Source organism: Phaeobacter sp. LSS9 (assembly GCF_003443595.1).
Lineage (GTDB): Bacteria > Pseudomonadota > Alphaproteobacteria > Rhodobacterales > Rhodobacteraceae > Phaeobacter > Phaeobacter piscinae.
This window is the reverse complement of sequence record NZ_CP031956.1, coordinates 3,215,965-3,234,311: the sequence shown is the minus strand read 5'-3', so window position 1 is coordinate 3,234,311 and position 18,347 is coordinate 3,215,965. Positions and strand designations below refer to the sequence as shown.

Genomic DNA, 18,347 nt, shown 5'->3' with positions numbered 1-18,347 from the left:
AGTTCCATCTGCCCCATCTCTCAGCTGTCAGTATCCCGACGGGTCACCCTAACCTCCCACAACAGTTGGACCATTGAGCATAACGCCACCAATCATGGTACGCGCCCGCGCCCGACCGGGATCTGGTCTGTCATAATGCTTGATGCTCCCTCAATGATTGGCGTCGTAACGGGCAAACCGGAATTCAACACCGTTTTCGGTGAACCAAATGGCATAGTCACCTCAAGCAAAACGAGCGTTATTGCGAATTGCGCGCGCCTGCAGGAGTTCAAAATAGGAGTGCCAAATCCAAACGGAACTTCGCTGATCCGATGTGGTGAGGCTGGCCCGTGGATGAGTTGCTCGGTGTCACCGCCTGAACAAGGTGACCAATTTGCCCATCAGTATCCGTTCGAAATTTTCAACTCAGGTGATTACGCCTATTGCGAAGCCGAGTGGCACTCCCCTACACGCCACCTAGAATCTGGTGAAACAATGAGCTTTCATCAAGCATTTCGCGTCTGGGCGAATGACGAGATCCTACGCACACCAAGTACCCAATCAGACTATGAGGAGCTCCTGTCATGCATGTCCTGATCACAGGTGCCGGCGGACATCTTGGCCGCAAACTATTTGACACGCTCGAAAGCGATCCCGGCTACACAGTTTCCGGTATCGACATTCGAGCCGTCGATCACCCCAACATTCACACGGCCGATTTGTCCAGCGACGGTGACAATTGGGTGAATCTTCTAGATGGCGTTGATGTGATCGTGCATCTGGCCGGCGATAGAGAGCCTGCCGCCACGTGGCCCTCGGCGATCACGCATAACATGGAAGCAACGCTCGCGCTCTACCACCATGCAGCGGCTAGGGGTGTCAGCCGCGTTGTACTTGCCAGTTCCAATTGGATCCACGGCGACAAGCGATTCACACAAGATGTGCTCAATAGCTCGACGCCACCGGGACCAGTGAACGCTTATGGCGTGTCAAAGCTGTTCTGCGAACGCACGGGCGCTTATTTTGCGGAACACCATGGGCTGTCAGTTATCTGCCTGCGCATTGGTTGGACGCAATGGACACACGACAACCAACCCGGCCCACACATGGCGATGGGTCGTTGGGGCCAAGAAATGTGGCTCAGCGATCGCGATTTTCTGGGCGGAATGAAGGCAGCAATTGATGCGAAGGATGTGTCTTTTGCCGCCCTAAACTTGATGTCGGATAACCCGGGTATGCGCTGGGATATTTCTGAAACGCGGCAAGTGATTGGCTATTCTGCGAAGGACGGAAGCCCTGCAAAACTAACTGCAATCATTGCCGCCAAATCAGCGCTAAAGCGTTTGTTCACTGTTCGGATCCCAAACTTTTTCGAAACCTACTTTCCGGGGTGGTAACAGAGTGCGCTGTGATTGTGTGATTCATGCCCTGTGAGGGTTAGGTTATCCGAATACAAAGTGCGCTGAATGTCAGCATTACCTGCAAATTGGACTCTTTTCGCGAACGTAGCGAAACTCGGCTTCCCGCCGATTGTGTTGAAAAACTATTCCTTGATCGGAGCACAGGCTGCTGATTCAATTCCTTTATTGATTGGGGGATTTGGCGATGATGGGACCAAAGCAGGAGGCGCAAGCGGCGTTGTTTTATGAGTTCTCTCTGGAGGCTCACGTTCCACAAGATCACCTGCTGCGGTCGATTGATCGGTTTGTGGATTTGAGCAGCATCCGCGCGCATCTTTCGGATTTCTATAGCCATACAGGCCGTCCTTCAATTGATCCTGAGCTACTGATCCGAATGCTACTCGTTGGATATTGCTCTGGTATCCGGTCGGAACGCCGTCTGTGCGAGGAAGTTCATCTGAACCTTGCTTACCGCTGGTTCTGCCGTCTGGATCTGACGGACCGGATCCCGGATCATTCGTCGTTTTCCAAGAACCGTCACGGCCGCTTCCGCGAGAGTGATCTTTTGCGCCACGTATTTGAGACGACCGTCGAGCGTTGCATGGAGGAAGGGCTCGTGGGCGGTCAGGGATTTGCCGTCGATGCCAGTTTGATAAGCGCTGATGTTCAAAAACAGAACTCCAGCAACCCCGAACACTGGGCAACCCGAGTGGTTGACGCGAACGATGCACCACGTGCCGTGCGGGAATATCTCGATACGTTGGACGACGAGGCCTTTGGTGCGGCCACCACGACCAAGCCGAAGTTTACTGCTCATGCCGATCCGGCCAGCCAATGGACTGCCGCACGCAAAGGCCCCGCTTTCTTTGCATATTCCACTAATTATTTGATCGATACAGATCACAGTATCATCGTTGATGTGGATGCCAGCCGCTCGAACAGAACCGCCGAGGTTGGTGCCATGCGCAAGATGCTCGACCGCACCGAAGAGCGCTTTGGCATAAAGCCTGATTGGATTGCGGCTGATACCGCGTATGGTGCCGCCGACAATCTGGTTTGGTTGACACTGAAGCGGAAAATCCTGCCGTTCATCCCAGTCTTTGACAAAGGTGAACGCAAGGACGGCACCTTCTCGCGATCCGACTTCTCTTGGGACGACGAGAACGACCGCTACATCTGCCCAGGTGGCAAGGAGATGTTGCACACGAGGCGAAACTATTCGGATCCGGCCCGAAATGCACCCGTTTGGAAAGCCAGGAATTATCAGGCGCTGAAGTCAGACTGCACAGAATGTGAATTAAAGGCAAAGTGCTGCCCTAACGCTGAAAGGCGTTCGGTTCATCGAGAGAAATATGAAGTTGTCAGAGACTTTGCCCGAGCATGCACTGCCTCGGAGTTCAATCCGAAGGCTCAGGCCCGACGCAAGAAGGTCGAAATGCTCTTCGCACATCTCAAACGTATCCTTGGATTGGGCAGGCTCCGACTACGTGGCCCATGTGGCGTCCATGATGAATTTACCCTCGCCGCCACCGCCCAAAACCTCCGGAAACTCGCTAAGCTCAAGCCGATGGAACCGGCCACGGCGTGAAAAGCAGGTTGGCTACGAACAGCCAAATGAAATCAACGTAGTAACCAACACTAATGGGTCAAAAATAACGAGTTTTTCAACACAATCCGCCCATTTTTTGTGCTATGCTTCAACCTTCTTCGCCCATGAAACACCTCTCATGCTTACGCTGGGTTCATTGTGTCCTTCGGTACTGGTGCGACAATCACGCGATCAAAACCGCGTAGCATAAAACTAGTCGGATAAGTCAGACAGAACTCAAGTTTGCCTCAATTTTGGCAACGAACACAGACATCGAAATATCCAATCCATCGCAAACACTTTTAAGCGTCGCCAAGCTTGGTTGATGCTTACGGCTTTCCAGCAGGGAAATGTACCGAATGCTCTTACCGGCGCGATGAGCCAATTCTTCTTGAGAAATCCCCGCTTCAGTTCGCGCTCGTCTCAATTCGCGGCTAAATGCATCCAATAGTGCATCATTTTCAGTTTCGTTCTTCATATCGCAAGGGTCAGGAATTGACCCCTTGCAGCCATGAAGTATTTTATGAATAATGAAGTATTCTGTGAATTAACGAGGACATGCGTTATGCACACCATCACCATTCATGCGGCTAAGGGCGGATCCGGGCGGACGACGGCAATAATGGCGTTGGCGTCGGGGTTTCTGGCTTTGGGCAAGCGTGTGATGGTGATGGATTGCACCAGCCAGACCTGCAGGGGTCCAAAATGTCAGGAACCTACCACATTGCAGACATGGATAGCGGCAATGGAGGCTTGCCGGTTTCGGTCACCTCAATTGGAGTTGGCAGAATGCCCCACAGACGAGCGCGTGGAAGATTCTCTGGCTGCTGCTGCATCGCGCGGCTTTGATATCGTTCTCATAGATACACAAGCCTATCCCGAAGACGCCTTGTCGATGGCACTTGCAAAGGCTGATCTGATTGTCGTGCCCGCTACAGGTTCGATTGAGGCGCGCTTCTCATCACAGAGCATCAATGAACAATTTGATTGTCCCGAGCATATCTTCGGCCTGATCACTGGACATCGTCACGGTGCCGCCGAAGCTGCTGAGATACGTGAGGCCTTTGGCGCACTTCCAGTATTCCATTCGGAGCTCCCTGGCTCAGAAGCGCTGGCTGAACAGATCCTGCATGGCGATATCGCGCATTTTAGCTCCATACTGACATGCAAGTCCGGCCAACCGGGGTATGCACGCTATCGCGCGGCGCATGCCGCCTACTCCGAAGTACTTGCCCTGACCATCGAACTCCAGTGGGCCCTGAAAGGCCTGCGCCTTGAAGCCTTTGAGGGCGATACCTCTCCCTTTTCCTACATCAGAAAGTCTGTTGCATGATCCGTTTTTCATTTGCGCTTGGTCTTGGCATTTCATTTGCCTCCGCTGGTTTGGCGGAAGATACCCTGACGGCCATGCCAGCACCCGCTGAGCGCCCTTACCCCTATGAGATTCTTGGCCTGCAACCCGGCGATCTGCTGGATGATGTTCTCGCCTTGTACGCAGAACGCAGCGACGCTGCCCCAACAAGCGAGAGCGAAGGTCTGCGGATACAATCCCCTGATGGCGCGGTGTTTGAGTTCACCTATCAGCTCTTCACCCGGATCGGCGATGTCGGTATCAATGGACGCCTGGCCAAGGCAGCACAGAATCAGATAACGGCAAGGCTTGCTTCGGATGTGATGGGGCAGCGCCCCATGGCGATCTATCGCAGCATTCGCCAGCCGAGTGACGAACTGCCCGAACCGCTGGAACTGAAAGCCCAGATTGAGGAGACCTACGGGCCACCCTCACGCGTTGAGATCAACGGGCGCGACATAGTGCTGACCTATGCCTGGAGTACGGACGGCTTCATTTCCGACCTTGATGCGCTCGGGCAAATCAGGCGTGAGGAAACGACAAGTTCAGGCGGCAAGCTCATCACCGAATATGAGTTGTGCGGCTCAGCCCAGCATTACCGCAACACTGTTGAGTACCGGTTTGAGTATCCGCGTGACAAGCTGATCAGACCGGGCTGCGTTGCCACCTTCAAAGTCAGCTATCGTGGTGAACCGGGTATGACCTCCATCAACTTCTCTCTGGAGGACTACGAGCTCGGCCGGATGCACACCGAAGAACTGGATCGTCAGATTGTCGATGCGCTGACCGGTGAGGAGGTTGAAGCCTCGGACATGGATCTGTGATTTCCCGGATAGCCAGGCGGGCGGCTTTGAGCTGTTCGCCACGCGATGATCCCCCATCCCTGCAACGTCCTGACGCCGCCGCCACCAAACATAACGGGCGTGCATGACGGAGTTAGAAACATGACCAATTGGTATACGGCAGACACCCATTTTGGGCACGAGAACATCATCAAGTTCTGTGACCGCCCTTTTCGTTCGGCGAACCATATGGATGCAGTTCTGATGCAAAACCTGTGGGCGATGGTGGGCCCCAATGATGCCCTGTGGATCGTTGGCGACTTTGCTTTCGGCCAGAAGGCAAAGGATCGGGACTGGCTGACCAAACTGTTTGCCAAGCTGCCGGGTGCGGAGAAGCACCTGATCGTCGGCAATCATGACCTGGAACCGACTCTGGCCCTGCCATGGGACAGCATCTCTCACATGGCGGAGGTCAAGGATGGCTCCGACAAACAGATGCACACCCTTTGTCACTATCCCTTGATCACTTGGAACCGCGCCCGGCGCGGAGCGCTGCAGATCTTTGGTCATGTCCACAAGAACTGGAAAGGCTCAAGCAACAGCGTCAACGCAGGCGTTGATGTTTGGGACTACATGCCTGTGCGGTTTGAGGATCTTGCAAGACGCGCCAAATCGCTGCCCCAGAATAAGCACTGGGTTGATGTCGAGCACAATGCGAGGGAGTTCTGAGATGTCCCTATCTTATCGCAAGACGCCGATCTGTGGCATGACCTCTGCTGCAAGCGACAAAGCCTTCAAGAAGGCCGAGCACAAGCGGGCCAGACGCGCTCTCAGTGCGTGTGATCTGGAAATTGATGATGCCCCAGCCGACAAGCAATTTAGCAATCCGTGGGGTGCACCCAATGACGGCAAGCAATGGATCAATCCAAAGCATTTCCCGAAGGTCATGCGAAAGTAAGAGCGATGGCGCGGTTTCTGGTCTGGAGTGACTTGCATGATGAGTTCTGGAAGGTTTTGATCTCCCCGGCCTGTCCGCACCAGTGGACGGGGTTCTGATCGCGGGCGACACTCATACGATGGGGCGGCATCTGGAATTTCCAGCACGAACCGCCCGAAAATACGGCTGCCCTGTCGTCGTGATCTGGGGCAATCACGAACCCTATGGCTCGATCTGGTCTGAACTGATGGAAGATGAGGAACGCAAGCTTGAGGAGTTGCATGCCAAAGGCCTCGATATTCGCGTGCTGCATGGTGCAGCGACCGAAGTTGCAGGCGTCCGGATCGTCGGCGCAACGCTCTGGACCGATCTGAGGCTCTATCCGCCCTTCGAATATCTGGCCCGGATGATGGTGTCTGCCTACATGCAGGACTATCGCGCGATCCGCACTGCGTCAATGACGCGGTTTACTGTTGATGACATGCTAGCACACCATCGCCAGGACAGGGCCGTAGTGTTCGAGGCTTTATGCAAACCACATGATGGCCCCACAATCGTCATGGTTGCAAACCGGCCCCTTGGCTTTCGCCCGGTGCCACCCTAGGACATCGCACAATCTGGCGGCTGACTGTCTCAAAAAGTTCCGGGAGAGTTCCGGCCGACCGCACAGGTAAAGTGCCAGTTTCCTCGCTTTCGCCCCTGTACCACCGCTGCGTTGTCGCTTCCGGTGCCGCTGGACAGGATTTCCGCCCCGCTTTCTGCCCATCCCGCAAATTCCTACCGGCCAGCAATTTCTTTGTATAAAAAAGAAGATTGACAATCTGACGTCTGATATATCAGATGCCAAAACGGAGGTTCGTTGAATGGCATCATTTGATTACGTTATCGTCGGAGGAGGATCCGCCGGCGCAACGCTGGCTGGGCGACTTCTATCAGAGTCCGACGCACGTGTCGCATTGATTGAAACCGGATCACGCGACTCTCATCCGCTGATGCCTTTACCGGCGGGCTTTGCCAAGCTCATGCCGACACGTCACCTTTTTCATTATCAAACAGAGCCGCAACCCGAACTTGATGGGCGTCCGCGTATTCTGCCACAGGGTCGGGTACTTGGCGGCGGATCGTCGGTCAACGCGATGGTCTATATCCGCGGTCAGGCGCAGGACTTTGATGACTGGGCCGACATGGGCGCCCAAGGCTGGTCCTACAATGATGTACTGCCCTACTTCAAACGCTCCGAAACCAACCAGCGCTTTGCGGATGAATACCACGGCAGCGATGGCCCTTTGGGTGTTTCGGACCTTGGCCACATCAATGCGATGACCAAGGGATTTATCCGGGCGGCACAATCCGTTGGCCATGAATACAACCCCGATTTCAACGGTGCGCGCCAAAAGGGTGTCGGCTTCTGCCAGGCGACGATCCGCGACAACCGGCGATCCAGCTCGGCCAGGGCCTTTCTGCATCAGCAACTCAAGAACCCCCGGCTGAAGCTGTTCACCGGAGCCACTGCCCTACGCCTTGAAATTGAGAACAACCGGGCTGTCGGCGTCGTGTACGAACAGGGCGGCAAAACCTTGAGCGTAAGAGCTGAGAGCGAAGTCATCCTTTCCGCCGGAGCCATTGCGACACCAAAGCTGTTGATGTTGTCAGGGATCGGGCCAGAAGCCGAATTGCAAAAGCATGGCATAAAAACCCGGCTGAATTTGCCCGGAGTGGGTCAGAATCTCCACGATCACTGCGAAGTCCCGGTCATCGCCTTTTGTCGCCCCGGCGAACGGCATGGCTATTTCGGACAAGACAAGGGGTGGAGGATGATTCGCAATGGCCTTCAGTTTCTGCTAACAGGGACTGGGCCTGCCTCTTCAAACGTGGTCGAAGGCCATTGTTTTGCCGCCACAGGTCTGGACGGTGATCGCGCCGATGTTCAGATGCAGTTTCTGCCACTTGTCTATCTCGACCTGATGGACCGCCCCATCATCAACCAGGCCGGCGCAACCATCAACACCTGTGTCCTGCGCCCGAAAAGCCGAGGACAGGTGACGTTGCAAAGCGCCAACGCCAAGGACCCGGCGAAAGTCGACCCCCGATATTTGTCTGACCCGCACGATGTGGAGACGACAATTGCAGGTCTGGAACTTGCCCGCGAGGTCATGGCGTCCAACCAAATGCGCGAATTTGTGAGTCAGGAAGAGATGCCGGGCCCCTCGCAGAATACGCGCGAACATTTGCGCCAGCACATCCGCGAGTATGGGAAGACCGTTTACCACCCGGCGGGCACCTGCCGGATCGGCACGGACGAAATGGCCGTTGTGGATCCGCAACTGCGCGTACGTGGCATTGATGGGCTCCGCGTTGCTGATGCTTCGGTGATGCCCGTGGTTACATCGGGAAACACCAACGCCCCCTCAATCATGATTGGCGAAAAGGCCAGCGATCTGGTTATGGGCAACAAATTTCAAACTGCAAACACGTGAGGAAGCAAGGCCGGCTTTCCCATATGCAAATCTTTGGCCGCAATAGGAGGAAATTCGTATGAAACTTAATCGTCGGACTTTTTTGGCGTCTGCAACTGCCGCCGGGGCCGTTGCAAGTGGCCTTGTCCGCCCTGCATTTGCGCAAGGCTCGATCAAGATCACTTCGGTAGTAACCCGTCTCGCCAATGATTATTTTACTGACTGGAACGTCGGTGCAACGCAGGCTGCCGAAGCTCTGGGTGTAGATTACAACATTCTGGAATACGAAGGTTCCGCTGCAAAGCATATCGAAATCATCGAAAGCCAACTGGAAAACGGCGTCAAAGGCTTCTTCGGCGACAGCAACGACACCGCAAATGTGCGCAACATCACCAACCTGACAGGTGCCAATGATGCAACCAACATCGCGGTCTGGGATACGCTGCCCTGGATGCACCCGATTGATCAGGGCATGGGTTACGGCAGCTATTTCACTGCTGACGATGTGGTGAATGCCTATAATCTTGCCAAGGTTCTGTTCGAAGCCATGGGCGGGAAAGGTAACCTTGTCCACGTGACCGGTTTCCCGGGTGCGACGCCCGATATCGCACGGACGCGCGGTCTGGACAAAGCTCTGGCTGAGTTCCCCGACATCAAACTGGTCGTTCGCCAGCCCGGCAACTGGAACCCCATCGATGGTCGTCAGGTGATGGAGGACGCCATTGTTGCGCATGGCCAGATCGATGGTGTCTACGCCCAGAACGACTCGATCGGTCTTGGTGTCGTGCAGGCGCTGGAAGAAGCTGGAATCGAGATCCCCGTGGTTGGACATGACGGCAACGCCGACAACCTCGATATGATTGCCGAAGGCCGTTATCTGGCAACCATCAGCTACATGCCGCAGTATCAGGCTGGCTATGCACTGGTGCGGGCGTTCGACGTTATCCAGGGCTTCGAACCTTCGCCGGTCGAGCGGATGATGTACACGGGCGGTACGCTTGTAACCAAAGACAATGTTGCGGCGCTGAAGACCTTCCTTGCGGGCGACAACGGCAAGCTGCCGTTTGACTGGCGCAAGATGTCCCGCACGCTGCACCCCGACGACTGGGATCCGCAGAACGTCGTGTGGCCAGCAGATGTTGCTGACATGTGGGCTCCGTTTGACAAGCCAGCAGGCTACGAGCTTCCTGCAGCCTATCGCGATGCGGTTGCCGCAGGTGATCTGGACAAGGTAAAAGCACAGTATGCCGACCATTATCAGATGAAGCTGCCGTTCTAAGTTACTGGGGATTGGCGGCAGAAACCCCTGCCGCCAATCCTTCAATAAACTACTCTACAACAAACGGCTAAACCCAGATCAGGAGCACTGTCTTGAAAACAGAGAGCCTCCCCGTGTTTCAAAATCGCTCTATGCTGACAGCGGGCTTTCTGGTCTTGCTGGTTGTGCTGTTTGCCGTTCTTGAACCGAATTTTCTTTCATCAGGCAATCTGCGCTCCATCGCTTTTGCCCTATCCGTGACATTGGTCGCCTCTATCGGAGCGACTCTGATCATATTGATGGGGTCGATTGATCTGTCTGTTGGCGCAATCGCCAGCATCTCGGGCATGGTTGCGGCCTGGCTGGCACCGGAACTCGGATTCTGGGTGTTTCTGGTCGGACCTGTGGTTGGATTGGCCTGTGGCTTGATCAATGGCGCGCTTTTTGTCGGGCTCAAGATCCCTTCCATTCTGGTGACGCTCGGGATGGCGACATCCCTCTCTGGTCTTGTGCTCTATATTTCCGACGGGCAGTCCATTCCCGTGCTCGATGAACGCCTCATAGCCTTTACCCAAGCGGGCCCATTTGAAGCATTGCCGATCATTCTTGTCTATGCGCTCTGCGTTTTTCTGGTCGGTGTCTTGCTGCATGAAAAAACGCGCGCCGGACGTATCCTGTTTTCAATCGGACGCGACGAAGCGACCGCCCGTCTTCTGGGTGCTCCTCTTGATCGGGTCAAAGTCATCGCCTTTTGCTTTTCCGGCCTTTTTGCCGGCATCGCGGGTACACTTTTGATGTCCCGCCTTGGCACCGGTGCGGCAAGCATGGGGAACTACCTCATGCTCGAAACAATCACCGCTGTTGTCATCGGTGGAACTGCCATTACAGGCGGCTCTGGCGGCGTAAGGCTGACAATTCTGGGCGTCGCGATCATCGTTGTGCTGTCCAACGGCATGAATATCATTTCACTGCACCCCTATATTCAGACGGCGATCAAGGGGATGACGATCCTCGCTGCGGTCTACATCACGTCCCGCCATCTGACTGCCGAGGACGTGAAATGACCCAAGCGCTTCTGAAGATCGACAACCTGTCCAAGTTTTACGGCGACATAAAAGTTCTGTCAGGCGTGTCTCTGGAAATTCGCCAAAACGAGATCGTCGGCATTGCCGGAGAGAATGGTGCAGGCAAATCGACAACACTCAAACTGCTGGCCGGTGTGATTGCAGCCTCGTCCGGGACAATGACACTCGACGGGGCCGACTATGTGCCGACCGATTACCGCGATGCAGTGACCAAAGGCGTCGCAATGGTGTTTCAGGAACAGGCGCTGATCGGCAACCTGCGAATATTTGAGAACATCTACTATGGGTTCGAGGACGCGTTTCAACGCTGGGAGCTGATCCTTGACCGTCGCAAAATGCGCCGCGTTGCTCAGGAAAAGCTGATTGAACTTGGCTTTGGCCACATTGACGCAAATGCCCTGACCGATGATCTGCCGTTCCATGATCGCCAGATGGTCGAGATCGCGCGCGCTTTCATCCTGTCCGAGCATTCCGGGATCGCACATCCGTTGATCCTGCTCGACGAACCGACAGCCGCCATTGGCGAGCGTGAGGTTGCCATTCTGTTCGAGGCCGTCCGGCGTCTGCGCGAAAAGGCGTCTTTCGTCATCGTGACGCATAAACTGTCCGAGTACATCGATCTCTGCGACCGCATCTATGTCCTCAAAGACGGTGAAATGGCGGGCGAACTGAGCGGCGATCAAATAGTGGACACGCATGTTCACGAGCTGATGGTGGGCCGCATTCGTGACGAAGCCCTCTATCATGAAGATATGCAACGCACCGATTTCGGCGACACGCGCCTAAGGGTCGAACATTTGCAAGGACCGGACCTGGCCGAAATCAGTTTCGGGATCGCAGCAGGCGAGGTTCTTGGGATCGGCGGTTTGATCGGCTGCGGCAAAGAAGAGGTCGTTCGCGCGATTGTCGGGCACCGGCCGCACCCCGAAAATGGCCAAATCACCGTGATGAACGAGGCCCTGCCCCTTCGCGGACGCACAACGCGCGTAAAATCTCTGGGTCTGGGGTATGTTCCCAAGGAACGCAAAACCGAAGGCATCATCGGCTATATGTCAGTTGCACAGAACATTTCGCTGCCCTCGCTCGATCTCGTGTCGCTGGCAGGTGGGGTCATCTCCCCCAATCGCGAAAAAAAGCAGGCAGAAGACTTTATTTCAAAACTGTCGATCAAGGCGCGCGGCCCCGGCCAGGATGCCGTCTATCTGTCCGGCGGCAACCAGCAGAAACTGGTTCTGGCCAAATGGCTGGCGCGCGACATCTCGGTCATGGTTCTGGATAATCCGACACGCGGCGTCGACGTAGGCGCAAAATCCGAGATCTATGCAATCATCCGGGATCTTACTTCGCGCGGTGTCTCGGTTCTGCTGGTCTCTGACGATCTGCTGGAACTGATCGGGCTGTCGAACCGTATTCTGGTTATGCGCGAAGGCGCTGTTACAGCCGAAATTGACGCCCCTGTCGGCACCAAGCCAACCGAGCAAGACATAGTAAGGTTTATGACATGATTCCGCTCTCTGACAGTCAAAGGGCGCTTATCCGCACCTTTCTCCCTCTTGTGGTCATCGCAGTGCTGCTCGTGGTGTTCTATTCGATCAACCCGAGGTTCCTGTCGACCCCGAATATCCTGAACTTGCTGCGACAGTCCGCTGTACTGCTGATCGTCTCTTCGGGTCTGACATTTGTCATTCTGCTCGGGTCCATTGATCTTTCTATCGGCGCGATCGTGACCTTTGCAGCAGTGGTTGCGGCGCTGTTGCTCAAACAGACCGATATGCATGCCGCAGTAGCCTTGATCGCCGGTATCTCTGCCGCGACCCTTGTCGGGCTTTTGAACGGTTTGCTTGTTGTGGTGGGCCGCATTCCCTCATTTGTCGCCACCCTTGGCACGATGACGATTTTAGGGGGCGCAACCGTGTGGCTGACAGGCGGGCGCAATGTGCTGTTCCGGGACGAGTTCATGCGTTGGGTTGCCTCTGGCAAGATCATCGGCAATATTCCGAACGTCGCGCTCTGGGCCCTGCTCTTCTTCGTCATTGCCGCTTTTGTGGGTGCTAGATCACATCTTGGCCGGGCGATCATCGCAACCGGTGCCGCGCCCACAACCACCATGCTGTCTGGCTTTGACGTCGGCCGGATCAAGATCCTGGCTTTTGTCCTTTCGGGTCTTGCCGCCGGGGTTGGTGGCGTTCTCATGGTTGCCCGCACCTCGGCAGGGACAATCCGCATGGGCGAAGACCTGCTTCTGGATGGCATCGCGGCGGTGGTCATTGGGGGAACCGCCCTGTCCGGAGGCAGCGGTGGCATACACCGCACGATCATTGGCGTTGCCGTCATTGCCATTGTCAAAAACGGGCTGAACATCGCTCAGGTGCATCCTTATGCCCAGACCATCTTTACTGGTATGATTGTCATCTTCGCTGTTGCTCTGACCCTTGACCGGACACGTCTGGCTTTTGTGAAGTAATCCCGATTGGCAGGTCCGCCTCGAAGGCAACTCCGGTTTGTCACGTAGCGCTATTTGGCGTTACAGCGCTTCTCTGCGCCACAGGGCGCCACATTTCTTGTTGTGCCAGCGGGGGGGATCATTCCACGGCGCGCAGGATCGCCTGAACACTTTTATCAAACCGGCCAGGGGCTGAGCGCCCAGTTTGCGACCGCTTTGGCCGGCATGTGCCGCCTGAGCACAAGCGACAGTTCAATGGGATTCCGTGCCCGAGCAAGGTGCCCCTGCTTTGGCAGCACTCAGGCTGCCGGCTCGGAATGAGTGACGTCCCGGACATCCCCTAAACTTCTCATAACCCTCTGTAATCAAGATAAAAGCTGATTTCACCAAGAGTTTCATTGTGCCCGTGATGTGCAAAGAATATTGTTAACAGTTTGACATCTGAGATATCAGATGGCAGTAATTATCCCGACTATAGGAGGAGTCAGAGTCATGAAGAAATTTCTAACGATGTCGACGGCAGCACTTGCCATGTTTGCCTCTGCAAGCTTTGCAGATGTATTTCTTATGGACGGTATGGTTCCGCGCGACGGCGAAAACCGCACCATCGAAGCGGGCGCTTTCCATAAGGACGGCCCGTGGAAGATCGGCTTCAGTATCTGGGGCTTCGGCAACACCTGGATGATTCAAATGGCAGAAGAGGCACGCCATGCCGCTTCGACCAATAAAAATGTCGGCGACTTTATCTTTACAAACGCAGATTCGAACCCGGCCAAGCAGATTGCTGATATCGAAGACATGATCGCGCAGGGCGTTGACGCCATCGTGATTGCGCCCGTGTCGCTCAGCGCTGTGTCCCCCATAATTGACAAGGCGACCGCCGCTGGCATTCCGGTGGTGGTTCACTCAACCGCCGTCGACACAGACAATTACACCGTCGACATCCAGGGCGATCCACACCACTTTGGCCGTGTCATGGGTCAGTTCCTAGTGGACGAGCTGGACGGTAAGGGAAACATCTGGGTATTGCGCGGACAAGCCGGGGTTTCCGAAGACCTGTTCCGTTATGAAGGTCTGCTGATGGCGCTGGAAGGCACCGACATCACTATCTCTTCAGAGCAGCACGGTGACTGGGCCTATGACAAGGGCAAGCAGGTTTGCGAAAGCCTGGCGCTGAGCGATCCGAACCCCGCCGGTATTTGGTCGTCTGGTGCGGCCATGACCCACGCCTGCATGGACGTGTTTGTCGAACTGGGCCTGCCGATTCCTCCGATTTCAGGGGAAGGCAACAACGGCTTCTTCAAAGTCTGGAAGGCCTCGGGCGCCAAATCTATGGCGGCCGTGTTCCCGCCGGCACAGGGTGCTGCTGCCGTTCGCGCAGCAATGGCTTTGCTGGAGGGAGAGGAAATGGTGCACCGCTATGTCGGTCAGCCCGATCCTATCCTGCAGGATCAGATGGATGACTACCTCCGCGAAGATCTGAACGAAAACCTTTGGTTCCCTTCCTCCCTCCCGGAAGAGAAGCTTCAGGAAATCTACGGCAAGTAGAAAACTTGAGCAAAAGCGAAGCATACGTTGTCAAACAACGCCTGCTTCATTGCATTGGGAGACACGCATGATTCAGGTTGAAAAACTTTCAAAATCTTACGGACCCGTGACGGTCTTGCAGGGAATTTCGCTAACCTGTGGCGATGGATCGGTCCACGCACTGACCGGTGAAAACGGGGCAGGAAAATCAACGCTGATGAAGTTGATTGGCGGCGTCACGCATCCGAACACAGGCAGCATCACGCTCAACGGCGAGATCGTTCAGTTCAAAACACCTCGTGACGCTTTGGCCGGGGGCATTTCCACCGTTTTTCAGGAATTTTCCCTGATCGAGAACCTGACAATTACAGAGTCGATATTTCTGGGACACGAACAAAGCACCCGGGCGGGGCTGAGCCTCTCCGAGATGGAAAAGAAAACCCGTGAAGTTCTCAGCCACGTCGGTCTTGAGGTTCACCCGGACCGGATGATTTCGACCCTGACTGTCGCGGAACAGCAGATGGTTGAAATCGCGCGTGGCATCTCTGCCAACGCCAGCGTCTTTATTTTCGACGAACCAACTGCCGCCCTCGGCGATGAAGATGTCACCAAGCTCAAGCGACTGATCCGTGAACTGCAGGCAGCTGGTAAGTGCATTTTTTACGTGTCGCACCGACTGGACGAAATCTTTGACCTTTGCGACACCGTGACCGTTCTTAAAGACGGCCAGCACGTTGCCACCCGCCCCATTTCGGACCTGACGGTAGATGCTCTGGTGTCGTTGATGGTCGGACGCGAACTCGGCGACTGGTTTCCACCAAAGCAGACCAAGACCGACAGAATGGCCCTCAAGGTCGTCGATCTCGTCTGTGGAGATCAGGAAAAGGGCGTTTCGTTCCAGGTGAACCAGGGTGAGATCCTGGGAATCGCCGGTCTCGAAGGTCAGGGACAGCGGGAAATCATCCGTGCGCTTGCCGGGGCCGAACCCGCATACTCGGGTGAAATGCACAGCCATGCAAATGGCGTGGACCACAAGCACCGGCTTAATGCCGGCGTGGGTGAGCAGGTTGATGCAGGCGTCGCTTTTGTTCCGGAGGATCGAAAGAACGAAGGGCTGTACCTCACCCTGCCCATCAACGAGAACATATTGCTTGGATGCCACCAGAAACGCGGTTTCTGGAGTCTGGTTCAGAACACCAACCGCATTGTCACGGAAATGATGGTCAGCATGAACATTGCTGCCTCAAGCGACAAACAGGTTGTCGGCACCTTGTCGGGTGGGAACCAGCAGAAAGTCATGATCGGTCGATGGCTGGCCTCGGGGGCGCATGTCTATCTGATTGAAGAACCCACACGCGGTGTCGATGTCGGCGCCAAGGCCGAAATCTATGTCTTGCTGCGTGAACTTGTGTCCGAAGGCAAATCCGTCGTCGTGCTTTCCCGTGAAATGAACGAGTTGATCGGCATGTGCGACCGCATTCTCGTTGTCCGGGGCGGGGCAATTGTCGCCGAAATGGACGCCGACAACGCCACAGAGGCAGGCATTCTGCACGCCGCCATTACCGACACGACAGAAACAGAGGCAGCGGCATGAATACGCTTCTTAAATCCGTGCCGGGAAATCTGGGGATTTCCCGAACCTCCCGCAAAGGCGGGCAAAACCTTTCTCTTCTGATTGTACTAATCGTTGCAGTCGGTCTTACCGTGACAACCGAGCAATTCCTCTCCGCCGAAAACGCCCAGAACCTCGTGGTTCAGGTTACGCCGCTTCTGTTGGTGGCTTTGGGTCAGACGATTGTCGTTCTGACCGGCGGGCTGGACGTCTCGGTTGGCGCCTTGATCGGGCTGGTGGCCGCAGCGATCACTCTCCCGATTGATCCCGCTGTCGGCATTCTATTGGTCCTGGGGATCGCAATTGTTGTAGGCACGATCAATGGCTCGGCGATCGCCTTTCTGGACATCCACCCGATTATTGCGACCCTTTCGACCAGCACGATTATTACCGGCATAGCCCTGTTGATCCGCCCCACGCCTGGTGGAGATGTCCCGGGCTGGCTGGCTTTGAGTGTCGGATCCGGATTTGCGGGCGTACCGTCCGAACTGGCCTGGTGCGTGCTTGCGATGGCGGCGGCCCTTTACCTTCTGGGGCGCACGCGGTTTGGCCTTTATGTTTTTGCCATCGGCGGCTCTGCCGAGAACGCCCGACTGGCAGGTATCAATGTCACGCGGGTGACAATCATGTCCTACATCACCTGTTCGCTTTTTGCCGCATCCGCCGGGCTTTTTCTGGCGGCCCGGATCTCTTCCGGAGATGCGCTGATTGGCCTGCCCTTCACGCTTGCATCCATCACTGCGGTCGCTCTGGGCGGCACACAATTCACCGGCGGATTGGGGGGCGCAAAGGGTACCCTGCTGGGCTGCCTGCTGCTCGCCATTTTAAGCAACGGCATGAACCTTTTGAACGTGTCACCTTTCCTTCAGTCCATCGTGTCGGGGCTGCTCCTGCTTTTGGCAGTTGGCTTTACCCGCCGCAAAACAATCGGGATCTGAGACGATGACCATGACGAACACTACAAACCAGGTGCGCGGCAATAACCCGATTGCAAAAATCGGGGTGGGGCTGCTGCAATTGCCACCCTCGATTTACGTTGTCGCCTGCCTGGTGGCGGTTTCTATTGCGATTGTTCCGATCCTGACAAAGCTGCCGTTTCAAATGGTCATTCTGCGTCAGGCGGCACCCATCGGGCTGGTGATCTGCGCGCAATTGCTTGTTATGCGGGCCAATTCCATCGACCTGTCCGTCGGCGGCGTGTTCATCCTGATGAATTACCTCGTCACCAGCACTTTATTGTCAGGTGTACCGGACTTCTTTGCGTTGATCCTTACGGTAATCGCGGCGATGCTTGTTGGCTGCGTGAACGGCTTTTTCATCGCAGTATTGCGCGCGTCATCCGTCGTCGTCACCCTTGCTATGGGGGCCATCCTGGTTGGCGTCGTGTTATTGCTCAGCTCTGGCCGCCCACCCGGGTCTGCGGGTGATTTTGTACGATGGCTGGGGGTCGGCAAGGTTGGTTTCTTTCCGATTGCCGCGATGATCTGGATATCACTGGCCCTGCTTCTTGAGTTGTTCCTGCGCAGGAGTGTCTATGGTCGGTTTGTCCGCGTGATCGGCTCAAACACCAATGCTGCTGGACTGTCCGGAATTCCGGTCGCCAAAACCCTGTTTGTTACACATGTGATGGCTGCGGGCTTTGCCGGGCTGGGCGGCATTCTTCTGGCCGGGTTTATTGGAATGGGATCGGTCAAGATCGGCACCGACGTTGTGATGACCTCTATCGCGGGCGTCATTCTGGGGGGCATCACTTTTGGACGTGGGCGCAAGAGCATCTTAGGCGCAATCCTCGCGGCCTATGCGCTTGCCTACATTTTCAACCTCATGACAGCGCTGAAATTTGACGAGCCTTCGAAACTCATTGTGCAAGGTCTCGTGATCTTTGCGGCGTCCATTGTCGCAAGCGTTAACACAAGAAAGCGCAGTTAA

General features: G+C 55.5%; 18 protein-coding genes. 17 read left to right on the top strand and 1 reads right to left on the bottom strand.

Annotated features, from left to right (window positions below; translation table 11 throughout):
- Window positions 1-135 precede the first annotated feature (135 nt).
- From D1820_RS19215 to D1820_RS15465, 3 genes are all read left to right on the top strand, one after another.
- Window positions 136-576 (top strand): hypothetical protein, encoded by a 441-nt coding sequence (locus D1820_RS19215; protein ID WP_254683325.1) that lies wholly within the window; start codon window positions 136-138, stop codon window positions 574-576.
- Window positions 564-1,376: an NAD(P)-dependent oxidoreductase gene (locus D1820_RS15470; protein WP_118069662.1), complete on the top strand. Its 813-nt coding sequence runs from the start codon at window positions 564-566 to the stop codon at window positions 1,374-1,376. The genes D1820_RS19215 and D1820_RS15470 overlap by 13 nt, the downstream gene beginning before the upstream one ends.
- Window positions 1,377-1,584: 208 nt before the next feature.
- Entirely contained in the window at window positions 1,585-2,967 is a 1,383-nt protein-coding gene (locus D1820_RS15465; RefSeq protein WP_118070248.1) for an IS1182 family transposase, read from the top strand.
- A 226-nt stretch (window positions 2,968-3,193) separates the two neighbouring features.
- On the opposite strand, the gene D1820_RS15460 is transcribed toward D1820_RS15465, so the two are convergent.
- Window positions 3,194-3,445 carry a helix-turn-helix domain-containing protein gene (locus D1820_RS15460; RefSeq protein ID WP_118069661.1) on the bottom strand — a complete coding sequence of 84 codons (252 nt, stop codon included), beginning with the start codon at window positions 3,443-3,445 and terminating at the stop codon, window positions 3,194-3,196.
- A gap of 87 nt (window positions 3,446-3,532) precedes the next feature.
- Between D1820_RS15460 and D1820_RS15455 the strand changes: the two genes are divergently transcribed.
- The 14 genes from D1820_RS15455 (at window position 3,533) to D1820_RS15390 (ending at window position 18,347) form a co-directional block, all read left to right on the top strand.
- Window positions 3,533-4,300, top strand: coding sequence for an AAA family ATPase (locus tag D1820_RS15455; protein WP_162894104.1), 768 nt, complete (start codon window positions 3,533-3,535; stop codon window positions 4,298-4,300).
- A complete protein-coding gene (locus D1820_RS15450) occupies window positions 4,297-5,142 on the top strand; it encodes a hypothetical protein (RefSeq protein ID WP_118069659.1) in 846 nt (281 codons plus the stop codon). Before D1820_RS15455 ends, D1820_RS15450 begins: the two co-directional genes overlap by 4 nt.
- Before the next feature lie 120 nt (window positions 5,143-5,262).
- Window positions 5,263-5,829 carry a metallophosphoesterase gene (locus D1820_RS15445; RefSeq protein WP_118069658.1) on the top strand — a complete coding sequence of 189 codons (567 nt, stop codon included), beginning with the start codon at window positions 5,263-5,265 and terminating at the stop codon, window positions 5,827-5,829.
- A gap of 1 nt (window position 5,830) precedes the next feature.
- Complete coding sequence (locus D1820_RS15440) at window positions 5,831-6,058, top strand: hypothetical protein (protein ID WP_118069657.1); 228 nt, start codon at window positions 5,831-5,833, stop codon at window positions 6,056-6,058.
- An 82-nt stretch (window positions 6,059-6,140) separates the two neighbouring features.
- A complete protein-coding gene (locus D1820_RS15435) occupies window positions 6,141-6,641 on the top strand; it encodes a hypothetical protein (protein ID WP_205521388.1) in 501 nt (166 codons plus the stop codon).
- Window positions 6,642-6,900: 259 nt separating this feature from the next.
- Window positions 6,901-8,514 (top strand): GMC family oxidoreductase, encoded by a 1,614-nt coding sequence (locus D1820_RS15430; protein ID WP_118069656.1) that lies wholly within the window; start codon window positions 6,901-6,903, stop codon window positions 8,512-8,514.
- 58 nt (window positions 8,515-8,572) lie between these two features.
- A complete protein-coding gene (locus D1820_RS15425) occupies window positions 8,573-9,772 on the top strand; it encodes a sugar ABC transporter substrate-binding protein (protein WP_118069655.1) in 1,200 nt (399 codons plus the stop codon).
- 92 nt (window positions 9,773-9,864) lie between these two features.
- A complete protein-coding gene (locus D1820_RS15420; RefSeq protein WP_162894103.1) occupies window positions 9,865-10,815 on the top strand; it encodes an ABC transporter permease in 951 nt (316 codons plus the stop codon).
- Window positions 10,812-12,341, top strand: coding sequence for a sugar ABC transporter ATP-binding protein (locus D1820_RS15415; RefSeq protein ID WP_118069653.1), 1,530 nt, complete (start codon window positions 10,812-10,814; stop codon window positions 12,339-12,341). Before D1820_RS15420 ends, D1820_RS15415 begins: the two co-directional genes overlap by 4 nt.
- On the top strand, window positions 12,338-13,300 hold the full coding sequence (locus D1820_RS15410) for an ABC transporter permease (RefSeq protein ID WP_118069652.1): 963 nt from the start codon (window positions 12,338-12,340) through the stop codon (window positions 13,298-13,300). The genes D1820_RS15415 and D1820_RS15410 overlap by 4 nt, the downstream gene beginning before the upstream one ends.
- Before the next feature lie 471 nt (window positions 13,301-13,771).
- On the top strand, window positions 13,772-14,827 hold the full coding sequence (locus D1820_RS15405) for an ABC transporter substrate-binding protein (protein ID WP_205521387.1): 1,056 nt from the start codon (window positions 13,772-13,774) through the stop codon (window positions 14,825-14,827).
- Window positions 14,828-14,894: 67 nt separating this feature from the next.
- Window positions 14,895-16,400 carry a sugar ABC transporter ATP-binding protein gene (locus tag D1820_RS15400; RefSeq protein ID WP_118069650.1) on the top strand — a complete coding sequence of 502 codons (1,506 nt, stop codon included), beginning with the start codon at window positions 14,895-14,897 and terminating at the stop codon, window positions 16,398-16,400.
- Entirely contained in the window at window positions 16,397-17,356 is a 960-nt protein-coding gene (locus tag D1820_RS15395) for an ABC transporter permease (protein WP_118069649.1), read from the top strand. Before D1820_RS15400 ends, D1820_RS15395 begins: the two co-directional genes overlap by 4 nt.
- Before the next feature lie 10 nt (window positions 17,357-17,366).
- Window positions 17,367-18,347 (top strand): ABC transporter permease, encoded by a 981-nt coding sequence (locus D1820_RS15390; RefSeq protein ID WP_205521386.1) that lies wholly within the window; start codon window positions 17,367-17,369, stop codon window positions 18,345-18,347.